Below are 13,647 nucleotides of genomic sequence, written 5' to 3' on the forward strand. Positions count from 1 at the left end.
CTTGCTTCTTGATACTTGTTTCTTGCATCTCATTACTCAAATCTCATTAAAACCATGATTTCTTATCAAAAAGCTTTAAACATTGTTCTTTCTAAAAGTAAATCTTTTGGGTTAGAGGAAATTGATTTGGAAGATGCTTTAGGAAGGGTTTTGGCAGAAGATATTGTTGCCCCAAGAGATTTCCCTCCGTTTAACCGATCGGCAATGGATGGGATAGCCCTAAGGTTTGAGGATTTAGAAACCGGCATTAGAGAATTTAAGTGTTTGGAGACTGTTTTTGCTGGTGCCGAAAACAAGTTTGAGATACAAACTGGCGAATGTTATAAAATAATGACGGGTGCGGCAGTTCCTAAAAATGCCGATGTGGTAATTAGGATTGAAGATGTGGCCACAGATCTGGATATGATGAGCCTGTTAAAACATGATTTTAAAATCTATCAGAACATAGCTTTAATGGGGCAAGATTTAAAAAAAAATACTGTCGCAATTCAAAAGAGATCTTTTATAAACCCCGCAACGGTTGGTATGTTGGCATCTTTGGGCAAGTCTAGAATTTTAGTAGAGCGTTTGCCCAGCGTAAACATCATTACCACCGGTGATGAGATAATTGGTTTACACCAAAAACCATTTCCTTTCCAGATCTTTAACAGCAATGCTTATACTTTGAGGGCTCTTTTAATGGAGGATTTAATTAAACCAGAAAAATATACGCACATAAAAGACGATAGAACTTCATTAAAAAGCGCAATAGAAAAACATTTGAATACAGATATACTTATTTTAACAGGTGGCGTTTCTGCAGGTGATGCAGATTATATCCCAGAAATAATGACCGATTTAGGAGTTGAAAAACTTTTTCACAAAGTGTCCATCAAACCCGGGAAACCAATTTGGTGCGGCATTAAGGGCAGCACTTTAATTTTTGCTTTGCCCGGAAACCCGTTTTCTGCAATGGTAACTTTTAAATTATTTGTTGATAGTTTCATCAAAAAATCTTTGGGGATAAAACCTTCAGAGTTTTTAAAGCTCCCAATTAATTTTGATAGGAGCAAAACATCTTCATTGGATGAATTTTTTCCAGTGATTAATAACGGAGTTTGTTTGGATAAGGTAGCTATGAATGGCTCGGGAGATATTAGGTTGGGGAATAGTGCTAACGCATTGGCAGTACAAGAAGCCCAAACTTTAAAATTGGAAAAAGGAAATTTGGTTAGCTTTCTATTATGGTAAATTGTAATTTATTTGCTATCAATAATTTAGGAGGTTGGTTTCATCCCAAGCGGAGCCGAAGGGAATATCACCCTGAGCGGAGCCGAAGGGGGCGTTGGGCTTTATGCTTCGGCTCCGCTCAGCATGGCAAACGGCTTCGCTCCGCATGACAAACGGCTCTGCTCCGCATGACAAATGACTACGCTAAGGGTAACAAACGACTACGCTAAGTAGGGTATATTACTCGGCATATCAAAAGAACCGGCTTTAATCAACTAATTTATAATTTATAAAAATGGTAGCATTATCAATCTAGAATCGAGGTTTTATGAATCTCTACCTCTAAATAAAACTAATTAAGAATATGTCAACAGAAATTATCATCACTTTTTGTTTGTTCATTTTGGCATTTATGTACTCATCAGTAGGGCATGGTGGTGCAAGTGGTTATCTAGCGGCTTTTTCTTTGGCTGGTGTGGCAGCAATTGTTTACAGACCCTTGGTTTTATTGCTCAATATCATAGTTTCAGCTTCTGCTTTTTTGCAATTCAAAAAGGCTGGGTATTTTAAATGGCGATTGATTTTACCTTTTTTAATTACCTCGATCCCCTTTGCTTATGTAGGTGCAAAACTTTCTTTGCATGGCGAGATCTATAACCTCCTTTTGGGTTTGGCATTGTTGTTTCCTATTTTCAGACTATTACAGGTATTTCCTTCGGTTAAAGAAGAAAGAAAAGAGCTTCCATTTAAAACTGCTATTTTTACAGGTGCGATTTTAGGTTTCTTTGCTGGCTTGTTAAATATTGGGGGCGGAATCTTTTTAAGCCCAGTATTGATATTAATGGGTTGGGCAAATGCAAAAGAATCTGCGGCGGCATCGGCATTTTTTATACTTTGCAACTCAATAGCTGGTTTGTTATCTATAAAAAACCAACCGTTTTTTGCGATAGAATTTTCTTATATCTGGTTTGTAGCGGCAGTTTCTGGTGGATTTTTAGGAGCTTATTTAGGTAGTAACCTTTATCGGCAAAAAACAATCAGGTATGTATTGGCAACGGTAATGAGCGTGGCTTGTGTAAAACTTTTATTCTTTTGATAATGATTAGTGATCATAGCGGACGTACTTTTAAAAATTTAAGAATCAGCTTATTAAGTGCTTGTAATTTTGCTTGCGTTTATTGTACCGATGATAATGCAGCTTTACCTTTTTCTAAAACGGATGGTCTTTCTATAAGCAATTTGTTAAATCAGGTTTCTAAACTTCATCATCATCTAAATTTAAACTCCGTTAGGTTAACGGGAGGCGAACCTCTTTTATATCCCGATCTGGGAGAACTCATAAAGGGGCTTTCAACTATCGGTATAAAAGAAATAAAAATGACCAGTAATGGGTTTTTATTAGAAAAGCAAGTGCAAAAATTGGCAGCTTTAGGGTTAAAAGAAATTAATATCTCTTTAGATGCAGCCACCGAGGCAGCATTTTTTAAGATGACAAGAAGAGATAAGTTTGAGAACGTAAAACAAGGTATTGATGCTGCCTTAAAGGCAGGCTTAAAAGTGAAATTGAATGCGGTAATTATGAAAGGCAAAAATGATGACCAGATTATGCCATTATTTAATTTTGCGAGAGAAAGAAATATCATTATCAGATTTTTAGAAGTAATGAGAATGGGGCATTTACATCAACATCAAGATGATTATTTGATTACACAACAAGATATTTTGGATAAAATCGGGATGTATCATCAATTTTTGCCATTGCCAAGAAAGCCATCGGCAACAGCCAACTATTGGGAAACCAAAGACGGATTTACTTTTGGTATAATTGCTAATAGCAGCCAACCATTTTGCCAAGATTGCGACCGTTTAAGATTGGATCATAAAGGGAATATCTACGGTTGTTTAAGCGAAAACGAACCCATTGAAATATCAAAAGCAGTATCAGATAATGATTTTGAACAATATTTGAGAAATGCCCTAAGCCAAAAACAAGCGGTAAAATTTACGGGAAGTAAGCTGAGCATGTTAAATATTGGAGGTTAAGAACTATTTAAAAACGTAACAAATGAAAATAAGGACATACGCAATACTCAAAGATTATTTTTCAGATATAACCGATATAACGTTTAATGCCAAGCATATAGCGCAAATAAAAGACAAGCTAGAGGAGATAAACCCATCTGCCAAGGCGATATTGAACATCAGTAGATTTGCCGTGGATGATGCTTTTGTTGCTTTAGATTATGAATTGAAAGGTGATGAAACAATTAGCGTGATACCGCCAAGTAGCGGAGGATAATATGGAACACATTAAATCAGAAAAGATAGATGTACAAGAACTTGTCTCAAATTTTGAAGAGGAAAATGCAGGTGCAGTAGTTATTTTTAACGGCACAGTAAGGAAAAGAAGTTTGGGAAAAGAAGTTTCTTATCTGTTTTATGAGGCAGCTGAAGAGATGGCCGAAAAAATGATGGAGCAGATCATTTTAGATGCTAAAAAAAAATGGGATTTATGCCAGGTTTTAGCTTTCCATAGAATTGGGAAAGTAGCTATTGGAGAAAGTGCGGTATTGGTAATTACCGCTTCGGCACATAGAAATGAGGCCTATGAAGCTAACAGATTTGTTATTGAAAAGATCAAACATGAATTGCCGCTTTGGAAATGCGAGTACTTTACGGATGGAGAAAAAAAATGGGGTGGGAATTGTAATTGTCACGAGGTTACTAATGATGTAAACGTACATATCTATCCATAGACTCTAAAAATAGCTGTTCAATCCATCTTTTAAATGATAGATCTCCATTTTAGGGAAGTTATCATTCAATATTTTATAGGCAATCGCCGATCTTTTTCCCGATTGGCATATAATAACCGTTTTTTGATCTTTGATCTTTGATAAATTTTTTGGGAGGATAGAAAGTGGGATATTTAACCCCCCAATATTTTTTGCTGCATACTCGTCCGTTTCCCTTACATCAATTATCTGCAGTTTTTTGTTCAAGAGCCATTGTTTTAAAGCAGAAGCATCAATTTCTTTTATAGCATTTGAATTATGAAATTGGTAAGAGTCAAGATTTTTGATCTCTTTGTTTCTTTCATCGGCTTTAAAAGCGATGGATTTTAATTCGTTATTCAGTAAATCGAAAATCAATAGTTTACCATTCAAAACTTCCCCAATTCCACAAATTATCTTTATCGTTTCTTGGGCTTGCAATGTCCCGATAATCCCGGGTAGAACACCTATAATGCCATTATCCGCACAATTATCAATTAAACCTTCTTTAGGGATCTGCGGAAACAAGCATCTTAAAGTTGGTCCGTTTTTATAGTTAAAAACAGAAACCTGACCTTCAAAACCAAAAATTGCGGCATAAACCAAGGGTTTGTTCAAAATTACACAGGCATCGTTCAGTAAATACCGCGTCTCAAAATTATCGCTGGCATCTATAATTAAATCATAATCTTTTAAAATAGGGAGGCAGTTTTCAGCATCCATAAAATAGGGATATGCTTTTACCGCAACATTTGGGTTTTTCTTAAAAAGTGCCTCCTTGGCTATTTCGCTCTTGTTTTTGCCAATATCTTCTATATTAAAAATTATTTGTCTGTGTAAATTAGATAATGAAACCTTATCGCCATCTATGATACCTAAGCGGCCAACGCCGGCGGCGGCCAAATACAAAAGATTAGGACAGCCCAAACCGCCCGCACCAACAATCAGTATGGAAACGCTTTTTAATTTTAATTGGGCGGTTTCCCCAAAGCCATTTAAAGCTAACTGCCTGCTATATCTTGTACGCTCTTCTTCTGATAAGTTCATGATCGCTCTTGTAAAAAACCTGTAAGTAATAGAAATTTCGGTTTTTTTAAAAAATTACAAAAAAAATTACCTTTTTGATTATATTTTAACATAAAAATTGTGTTTTAGGTTATTTTTTAAGATAAAAAGCTAATTTTTTTTATTAAAAATGATATTATTTAATAATATAACCTATAAATAGGTATTTTTTGTGATTATTTTATTATTAAATATATTTAATGGTGCATTTTAATTGAAAAAACATCGTTTTTTTATTGTAAATATCTTAAAAACACAAATATTTATAGATTGTAAATTAACAATTTGTTCTAAAATTGAATAAATTTTAATAAAAATGATATTAATTATGAATTTTTGCTATGAAATTTCAAATTAATGTGATAATTAATATATTTATATCAATAAAAAGCAGAAAATATTAATCAAAATTTTAAAAAAAATGTAAAATTAAAACCCCAACCAGATTTGCCGTCATAATTGGGGTTTGTAGTTTCAAATTCTCTAAAACTTAAAACTTAACAAATGTACCGAAAATTTCAATTAATCAACAAATTAGCTTTCTTCAGCATTACTTTAATGTTAAGCAAGCAAGCTTCAGCTCAATTTAACCTGTCTGGAGAAATTAGGCCAAGGGCCGAATTTAGAAATGGTTTTAAAACCGTAAACACAGCAGCTAGCTCGCCCGCTTTTTTTGTAGAACAGCGAACGAGGTTAAACTTTGGCTTCGCCAAAGAAAAGCTCAGTTTTAAAGTCTCTCTTCAAGACATCCGTACTTGGGGCAATACCAATCAAATTTATAAGACCGATCCATCTTTGCTCAATGTTTTTGAGGCTTATGGAGAATATCAATTTAATAAGAATTTTTCTATGAAAGTGGGTCGCCAAGCTTTAAGTTATGATAACGAACGCTTTTTGGGTACGCTAGATTGGGCGCAACAAAGCAGAAGTCATGATCTGTTAAAGTTTTCTTATAAAGATTCTTTAGGGTTCTCTATGGATGCCGGCGCAGCGTTTAACCAAAATATCGGCGTAGAGCCAACCAAATTATCCAGTACTTTTTATAGCGGAACGGGTAATTATAAAACCATGCAGTATTTATGGCTGCATAAAGATTACAAGGGCGGCAAAGTTTCCTTTTTGTTTTTAAACGATGGCAGACAAAACCTGGATTCTACAACTGCCTTTAAACAAACCTTAGGTCTTTACGCCGAACAGGCTTTAGGAAAGCTGGCTTTGCATGAAGAAGCATATTATCAAACAGGAAAAACTACGGCTTCTAAAGATGTGAGTGCGTATTTACTATCATTCTCGGCGGCATTGCCTAAAACATTCGCTGCCCCAGAGTTAGGCGTAGATTATTTATCGGGCACAAAATCAACATCAACAAAAGAAAACGCTTTTGATCCCGCCTTTGGAACCAACCATAAGTTTTATGGCTTTATGGATTATTTTTATGTGGGCAACGGTTTTGGGCAAGGCGGCAGAACAACAGGCTTAATCGATATTTACCTCAACACTAAATTTAAAACAGGGGCAAAGTCGCTCATTTTATTAAATATCCATCAATTTAACTCACCAGTAGATGTTTTTGCTGGTACAACAAAATTACCCAGCTCTTTAGGGCAAGAAGTTGATGCGGTATATAACCTTAATATTTACACAGGTGTTAATTTAAAGTTGGGTTATTCTCAGCTTTTCTCTACCAAAACCATGGATGCAATTAAAGGCGCAACCAATAAAGGCCCCAATCAATGGGCTTGGACAATGCTCACTTTCTCACCAAAATTCATTTAAAATTCTCTAAAACTTAAATAATAAAATTATGGAAACTCTAAGTCAAAAACCACTTACCAAACTCAAAATATTTTCTTTAAAAGGCGTTCAAATGCGCACCTTCCACATTACATGGCTCATGTTTTTTGTGTGTTTTTTTGGTTGGTTCGGCCTTGCGCCATTAATGCCCACCATTAGGGTAGAGCTAGGTTTAACCAAAGCTCAAGTAGGTAATATCATCATCGCGTCTATTGCGGCAACCATCATTGCAAGATTGATCATCGGTAAACTCTGTGATATTTTTGGCCCTAGAAAAACCGCATTCTGGCTATTGATCCTAGGTTCGATACCCGTTTTTTTGGTTGGCTTATCACACAGTTATGAAACTTTTTTATTGTTTAGGTTAACCATAGGCATTATTGGGGCATCTTTTGTGATCACACAGTACCACACTTCAATGATGTTTGCACCTAATATTAAAGGGACAGCAAATGCAATAACAGGTGGTTGGGGCAATTTGGGCGGCGGTGTAACCAATATGGTGATGCCTTTGATATTTGCTGCAATTGTAGGTTTAGGATATACCGCAGGCGAATCTTGGAGGTATGCAATGATTGTTCCCGGATTAATGATGTGGTTTACCGCTTGGCTTTATTGGAAATTTACAAAAGATACGCCAAAAGGTAATTTTGATGAAATTGGCCATTCAAAAACGACCGCCAAAAAAACCGATTGGTCTGTTTTAAGCGATTGGAGGGTTTGGGCTTTAACTATTGCCTACGCCATGTGTTTTGGGATGGAAATCACTTTTGACAACGTTGCATCACTTCATTTTGTAGATTCTTTTGGCCTTTCACAAAGCAGCGCAGGTTTTTGGGCAGGCGTTTTTGGAGCCATGAATTTATTTGCAAGGGCATTAGGGGGAATAGTTTCTGATAAAGTAGGTAGTAAGTTTGGGATGAAAGGCAAGTGGAGTTTATTAGCAGCGGTATTATTATTAGAAGGTTGCGGGGTTATTTTATTTGCGCAAGCAGGTTCATTAGTTCTGGCAATTGTATCCATGCTTACTTTCGCTTTATTCTTGAAAATGTCTAACGGGGCAACTTATGGTATCGTTCCTTTTGTGAATGAAAACAATGTGGGTTTAATAAGCGGTATTGTTGGTGCTGGTGGTAATTTAGGCGGTTTGATATTCGGTTTCCTTTTCAAATCAGAAAGTATCACCTACGTACAAGCTTTTGAATATATCGGCGTAGCCATCATAGTGGTCTCTGGGATAATCTTTATTTCTAAATTCTTTATCAAAGAAACCAATGAAATAGAAGAAACAGATTTGATTTTAGATGCAGCAGTTTAAACTTATAATTCAAGCTATTACGCCAAAGCATAAGCTAAAGTTTACCGTTTTTTCGGCCTTGGCCTTTGCGGAAGTGATGAAAAAAGTTAGGGCAATTCCATCAATAGCAAAGGGTGCAGCCGAGAGTTTATTCAAGTATTTATTTGTTTTTATAGGCTTTCATGTGTTCGCTTCGCTCGGGTTTGGTTACTTCTTGCGGAAAATTGCAAAGCCCTCTTGAATGTATTTGAAAGCAATGAAGAAACAATGAGAAAATTAACTGCCATTGCCCGGCAGAGGGTAGGCCAGGCTGTGCGCTAAGGCATAAGTTCAATTTTTAATTAATTTATTTTGACAAACAATCATACAAAAACACCACAATTCCCCTCCACTTGCTGCTATTGCGGGGTGGGTTGTGGTGTTTTGGTCTCTAAAGATAAAAATAACAACATTACCCTTATCGGAGATGAAAACCATCCTTCTAATAAAGGGATGCTTTGTAGCAAAGGCATGAATTTGCATTACACCGTTAATGATAGATCTGATCGTTTGTTATATCCGCAAATACGCTACAATAAAAATATGCCCCTACAAAGAGTATCTTGGGATGATGCTTTGGATAGGACGGCGGCAGTTTTCAAAACCTTCATCAATAAATACGGCCCCGATTCTGTGGCATTTTACGTTTCTGGGCAATGTTTAACAGAAGAATATTACATCATAAATAAACTGATAAAGGGCTTTATTGGCAGCAACAACATCGATACAAACTCTCGACTTTGCATGAGCAGTGCCGTTGTAGGTTATAAGATGTCTTTAGGAGAAGATTCCGTTCCAATTTGTTATGATGATATAGAATTGGCCGATTGTTTTTACGTTACGGGCGCAAACCCCGCTTGGTGCCATCCTATTTTATGGAGAAGGGTAGAAGCGCACAAGGCGCAAAACCCAGAGGTTAAAATAATTATTGTAGATCCCCGTAAAACAGATTCTTGCGCCATTGCAGATCTGCATTTGCAATTAAACCCAGGTACAGATGTTACCCTAAACCATGCCATTGGTAAGGTTTTGATAGAAAACGGAGACATAGATTTTGGTTTTATCAGCAACCATTCCCAAGGTTTTGATGCTTACCAAGCCATTGTTTTTGAAAAATCTCTAGAAGAATCGGCTAAGATTTGTGGTTTGGCCATAGCCGATATTAAGTTAGCGGCCAAATATATCGCACAATCAAAAGGCTTCATTTCTATGTGGACTATGGGTTTAAACCAAAGTTCGGTAGGTGTAAATAAGAATTTGAGTTTAATTAACCTTAACCTCATCACGGGTAAAATTGGTAAACCCGGTTCTGGGCCTTTTTCTTTAACGGGTCAGCCAAATGCAATGGGAGGGAGGGAAGTTGGGGGATTATCCAATATGTTGGCGGCCCATAAAGATTTGGCAAACCCTGTACATAGAAAAGAAGTGCAAGAATTTTGGGGCGGTAAAGAAATATCCCCCAATCCCGGCCTTACCGCAACAGAAATGTTTGATGCTTTGGAAGAAGGGAAGCTAAAAGCAATTTGGATCATTTGTACCAATCCGCTTTTGAGCTTGCCCAATGTGCGTAAGGCAGAAGCAGCCCTAAAAAAAGCAAAATACGTAGTTGTACAAGAAATCAGCGATAAATCAGAATGTTTGGCTTACGCCGATGTTGTTTTACCGGCAGCTGCTTGGGCAGAAAAAGAAGGCACCATGACAAATTCTGAACGTAGGATTACCTATTTGCCAAAAATTGTTGATGCGCCAGCAGAATGTTTGCCAGATGCAGAAATTATCAAAATATTTGCCCAAAAAATGGGTTTCAAAGGTTTTGATTATCAAAACCAAGAAGAAATTTTTATAGAACATGGTAAACTTACCGCCAATACCAACATCAATATAGAAGGTTTAACCTATGATATTTTAAAAAAACACAGAAGCATACAATGGCCTTATCTTAAACACAAAAAACAACAAACAAAGCGGTTATTTATTGATCATCAGTTTTATACGCCATCTAAAAATGCTATTATTTCTCCAGTTCCTGATGTTTTTAAAAGCGAACGGCCAAATGCCGATTTCCCATTTATTTTAACAACCGGCAGGATAAGGGATCAATGGCATACCAGAAGCAAAACAAGCAAGGTAAACAAGCTAAACCAACATATTAAACAAACTTTTTTAGAGATTAACCCAATTGATGCAGCCCAGCTCAGCATAAAAAACGAGGTGGTTGTAACCGTAAATTCTAATTATGGGCAGGTTAGGGTTAAAGCAAAAATTACCGATGCCATTAAACAAGGCGTTGTTTTTTTACCCATGCACTATGGCAAGATTTTAAATAATGATTTAAACCGAACCAATAACTTAACCAGCCCTTTGTTAGATGCGGTTTCTAAAGAACCAGATTTTAAATATGGTATCGTAAACGTAGTGAAATATCAGAAGCAGAAGCAAAGAATAGTGATCATAGGGGCAGGTGCCGGGGCTTTTGGTTTTGTGAAATCATATAGAGAAATTAACAAAGAAGATGAAATAACCATTTTCAGTAAAGAAAACAACCCTTTCTACAACAGGGTAATGTTGCCAGATTACATCAGCGGAGAGCAAAAATGGGAGCAATTGGTTAAAATGACCGATGAAGAAGAACCTACTTATAAAATTAGTTTAAAGCGAGGAGTTGGAATTACCAAGATCGATAGGGAAAATAAATACGTGGTTGACGATTTTGGTAAAAAAACCGAATACGATATTTTGATCATGGCAACAGGAAGCAGGGCAACCATCCCAAAAAATGTTCCTAAGATCCCGGGTATATTTTCTATGCGTACCCGCCAAGATGCCGATGATTTTAAAAAGCATTTACCAAAAGAAAGCCACGTTCTTATTGTTGGTGGTGGCTTATTGGGTTTAGAAATGGCGGCTTCTTTACGTGAGTTAGATGTAAAAATAACCATCGTTCAGCGTATTTCTAGATTTTTAAGCAGGCAATTAGATGCTTTGGGCAGCCAGCTTTTGCAAGAAGAAATGATCGATCAAGGTTGTGATATTTATTTTGATGATGAGGTAGAGCTTTTTTACGGTCGTTCTAAATTAACTGGTGTTGGTTTAAAATCTGGAAGGAAAATAGATTGTGATGCCGTAATTATGGCCATTGGCACTACGCCAAATATAGAACTGGCCAAAGAATGTGGCCTTTTTTATAAAAGAGGTGTTGTTGTAAATGAGCAATTGCAAACCAGCGACCCAAATATTTATGCAATAGGGGAAATTGCCGAGTTTAAAGGGACTTTATACGGAATTACCGCTGCCGCAGAAGAACAGGCAGATGTTTTAGCAAAATATTTAACGGGCGATATTGCAAGTGTTTATGGTGGAAGCGTATTCATGAACATCATAAAAATCCAAGGGTTTGACCTTTGCAGCATTGGTTTGCCAGAGTGCCCCAACGATAAAGAATATGAGGAAATCGTTTTTATAGATAAGGCTAAACGCTATTATAAAAAATGTATCATTTACCAAGATAAATTGGTTGGTGCAATTTTAATTGGCGATAAAAACGAGTTTCTAGAGTTTAGGGAACTAATTTCTAAAAAAATTGAGCTTAGCGATAAGCGTTTGCAATTGTTAAGAAGCGGTAAAACCCCAGAACCAGTTATTGGTAAATTGGTTTGTAGTTGCAATAATGTGGGCGATGGAAATATTAAAATTGCCATAGAAAACGGTTGTAAAGAATTAAAGGGTTTATGCAACAAAACCGGGGCAGGAACCGGATGCGGTTCTTGCAGGCCAGAAGTAAAAAGAATTTTAGATGAAAATTTAAAGGAAGAGATTTTGATTTGAGTTTTTGTAACCACAAAGCACACAAAGTAAAAGCAGAGTTTCACAGAGAAAAAATGAATATAATACGCATAAAACTCTTTGTGACCTTTGTGAAAGATCTCTGTTATCTCCGTGGTAAAAAAATTAATAAATTATGCAGCATATCATAAAAATAAATCTTCCGGGCGGTATAGTTTCTCCCGGAGATTTAGCTGAAATTTTGGAAATTGCCGAGCAAGCGGGAGTGAAGAACATCCGTTTTGGAAACCGGCAACAACTGTTTTTTTTAGTTGATGCCGATAAATTGGATGATCTATCAGATACTTTCTTGGTTGATGATATAAGTTTTGAAGTTGATGACGACCAATATCCAAATATCATTAGTTCTTACGTAACCGAAGAGATTTTAAACCCAACAAACTGGCTTAGGGAAGGCGTTTATAAAGATATTTTGAACGGATTTAGCCATCGCCCAAAGCTTAAGATCAATATCGTAGATCATTCACAAAACCTGATACCGTTTTTTACTGGCCATCTTAACTTTATATCATCAGAAACCAGCAACTTTTGGTATTTGCACATCCGTTTCCCAAAAAGCAATTTTATGTATCGGTGGCCGGTTTTGGTTTACACCGAGGATATCCCAGAGTTATCTAAAGTTTTAGAACAGAAAATTGGAACCGATTTTTCCATCCATCAAGAAAGAACAGATATTGATGCAGAAAAGATATTTTTGGAGATTAAAGGAGAGCAGAAGTTTATCCATCAAAATTATGAAAAACCTTTAACCCATACAGATTTTCAATTACCTTATTATGAGGGTTTTAATAAATATAACGATAAGTTTTGGCTAGGTATTTATCGCCGTAAGGAAGAGTTTGCTATAGATTTTTTGAAAGAAATATGCGAGATATGTGCCAAAACAAGATTAGGCCAAATTTACACCACGGCTTGGAAATCTTTAGTAATTAAAAGCATCAACCATGATGATAGAAAATATTGGAGCCATCTCTTAAACAAATACAGAATTAATGTTAGACATGCTGCAAACGAGTTAAATTGGTCTATAGAAGATGTTTGCGATGAAGCTTTAGCACTTAAGATAGACTTGGTAAAAAGTTTTGAAGAAGCAGATTTACGTACTTACAGGTTGTGCTTTGCCATAAAAACAAAACCAAATACAGGTCTTTTTGCTTCAGTGATCATCAGAAAAATTAACGAAAAAGATTTAAATGGTAATGAACTTTACGAAGTGCTGCACTCTAAGAACTTTAACCCAAATAATAAAGAATATGTAGTTTTTGCAGAGCGTTTAATTAAATCGGCTTTATCAGAACAGTTGATCGCCCTTAGCAATTATTATTACAGCTTACAGTTAAACTTGGCTTTACCGCCAAATAATGCGATCAAACCTAAAAATGAAGAAAATTTAATAGAAGTTTATCAATGCAAAAGCTGTAAAACCATCTATGATGAAACTATGGGCGACCAGTTGAACGATATAAAAGCAGGCACAAAATTTAATGATATAAAAAATTATCATTGTCCGCTTTGCGAAGCACCAAAAGAAGATTTTGAAAAAGTTAAATTTGAGAAATTTGTTTATTGATTTGGAGTGGAAAGAACTAAATATCAAGTATCAAGAGCCAAGATTCAAGTATCGAA

The 13,647-nt window shown here is 36.1% G+C and carries 11 protein-coding genes; 9 read left to right on the forward strand and 2 right to left on the reverse strand.

The window, feature by feature from the left end; all coding sequences use genetic code 11:
* Window positions 1-54 precede the first annotated feature (54 nt).
* The 5 genes from I5M32_RS16035 to I5M32_RS16055 all read left to right on the forward strand — a co-directional run bounded on the left by I5M32_RS16035 (window position 55) and on the right by I5M32_RS16055 (window position 3,965).
* Window positions 55-1,230 carry a molybdopterin molybdotransferase MoeA gene (locus I5M32_RS16035; protein ID WP_200588117.1) on the forward strand — a complete coding sequence of 392 codons (1,176 nt, stop codon included), beginning with the start codon at window positions 55-57 and terminating at the stop codon, window positions 1,228-1,230.
* A gap of 343 nt (window positions 1,231-1,573) precedes the next feature.
* Entirely contained in the window at window positions 1,574-2,305 is a 732-nt protein-coding gene (locus I5M32_RS16040) for a sulfite exporter TauE/SafE family protein (RefSeq protein ID WP_200588119.1), read from the forward strand.
* A 2-nt stretch (window positions 2,306-2,307) separates the two neighbouring features.
* Window positions 2,308-3,252, forward strand: a complete 945-nt coding sequence (locus I5M32_RS16045; RefSeq protein WP_234461992.1) for a GTP 3',8-cyclase MoaA — start codon at window positions 2,308-2,310, stop codon at window positions 3,250-3,252.
* 22 nt (window positions 3,253-3,274) lie between these two features.
* The gene (locus tag I5M32_RS16050; RefSeq protein ID WP_200588123.1) at window positions 3,275-3,508 is read left to right on the forward strand and encodes a MoaD/ThiS family protein; all 234 of its coding nucleotides are present in this window, start codon (window positions 3,275-3,277) and stop codon (window positions 3,506-3,508) included.
* Between the two features lies 1 nt (window position 3,509).
* On the forward strand, window positions 3,510-3,965 hold the full coding sequence (locus I5M32_RS16055; RefSeq protein WP_200588125.1) for a molybdenum cofactor biosynthesis protein MoaE: 456 nt from the start codon (window positions 3,510-3,512) through the stop codon (window positions 3,963-3,965).
* Window positions 3,966-3,968: 3 nt separating this feature from the next.
* Here the strand turns inward: I5M32_RS16055 and I5M32_RS16060 are convergent, their stop codons facing one another.
* A complete protein-coding gene (locus I5M32_RS16060) occupies window positions 3,969-5,030 on the reverse strand; it encodes a HesA/MoeB/ThiF family protein (RefSeq protein ID WP_200588127.1) in 1,062 nt (353 codons plus the stop codon).
* 522 nt (window positions 5,031-5,552) lie between these two features.
* Here I5M32_RS16060 and I5M32_RS16065 point away from each other — a divergent pair.
* Both I5M32_RS16065 and I5M32_RS16070 read left to right on the forward strand, forming a co-directional pair.
* Window positions 5,553-6,824 (forward strand): alginate export family protein, encoded by a 1,272-nt coding sequence (locus I5M32_RS16065; protein WP_200588129.1) that lies wholly within the window; start codon window positions 5,553-5,555, stop codon window positions 6,822-6,824.
* 28 nt (window positions 6,825-6,852) lie between these two features.
* Window positions 6,853-8,160 (forward strand): NarK family nitrate/nitrite MFS transporter, encoded by a 1,308-nt coding sequence (locus I5M32_RS16070; RefSeq protein ID WP_200588131.1) that lies wholly within the window; start codon window positions 6,853-6,855, stop codon window positions 8,158-8,160.
* Window positions 8,161-8,169: 9 nt separating this feature from the next.
* On the opposite strand, the gene I5M32_RS16895 is transcribed toward I5M32_RS16070, so the two are convergent.
* On the reverse strand, window positions 8,170-8,295 hold the full coding sequence (locus I5M32_RS16895) for a hypothetical protein (RefSeq protein ID WP_262895606.1): 126 nt from the start codon (window positions 8,293-8,295) through the stop codon (window positions 8,170-8,172).
* A gap of 195 nt (window positions 8,296-8,490) precedes the next feature.
* Here I5M32_RS16895 and I5M32_RS16075 point away from each other — a divergent pair, with 195 nt between their 5' ends.
* Both I5M32_RS16075 and I5M32_RS16080 read left to right on the forward strand, forming a co-directional pair.
* A complete protein-coding gene (locus I5M32_RS16075; RefSeq protein ID WP_200588133.1) occupies window positions 8,491-12,003 on the forward strand; it encodes a molybdopterin-dependent oxidoreductase in 3,513 nt (1,170 codons plus the stop codon).
* Between the two features lie 133 nt (window positions 12,004-12,136).
* A complete protein-coding gene (locus I5M32_RS16080; RefSeq protein WP_200588134.1) occupies window positions 12,137-13,591 on the forward strand; it encodes a rubredoxin in 1,455 nt (484 codons plus the stop codon).
* Window positions 13,592-13,647 lie beyond the last annotated feature (56 nt).

Source organism: Pedobacter segetis (assembly GCF_016623585.1).
In the GTDB taxonomy this organism is placed as follows: domain Bacteria; phylum Bacteroidota; class Bacteroidia; order Sphingobacteriales; family Sphingobacteriaceae; genus Pseudopedobacter; species Pseudopedobacter segetis.

Bases quoted from the DNA above. Each gene is read 5' to 3' on its own strand.
- I5M32_RS16035 (WP_200588117.1), top strand. From the start codon at position 55: ATGATTTCTTATCAAAAAGCTTTAAACATTGTTCTTTCTAAAAGTAAA.
- I5M32_RS16040 (WP_200588119.1), top strand. From the start codon at position 1,574: ATGTCAACAGAAATTATCATCACTTTTTGTTTGTTCATTTTGGCATTT.
- I5M32_RS16045 (WP_234461992.1), top strand. From the start codon at position 2,308: ATGATTAGTGATCATAGCGGACGTACTTTTAAAAATTTAAGAATCAGC.
- I5M32_RS16050 (WP_200588123.1), top strand. From the start codon at position 3,275: ATGAAAATAAGGACATACGCAATACTCAAAGATTATTTTTCAGATATA.
- I5M32_RS16055 (WP_200588125.1), top strand. From the start codon at position 3,510: ATGGAACACATTAAATCAGAAAAGATAGATGTACAAGAACTTGTCTCA.
- I5M32_RS16060 (WP_200588127.1), bottom strand. From the start codon at position 5,030: ATGAACTTATCAGAAGAAGAGCGTACAAGATATAGCAGGCAGTTAGCT.
- I5M32_RS16065 (WP_200588129.1), top strand. From the start codon at position 5,553: ATGTACCGAAAATTTCAATTAATCAACAAATTAGCTTTCTTCAGCATT.
- I5M32_RS16070 (WP_200588131.1), top strand. From the start codon at position 6,853: ATGGAAACTCTAAGTCAAAAACCACTTACCAAACTCAAAATATTTTCT.
- I5M32_RS16080 (WP_200588134.1), top strand. From the start codon at position 12,137: ATGCAGCATATCATAAAAATAAATCTTCCGGGCGGTATAGTTTCTCCC.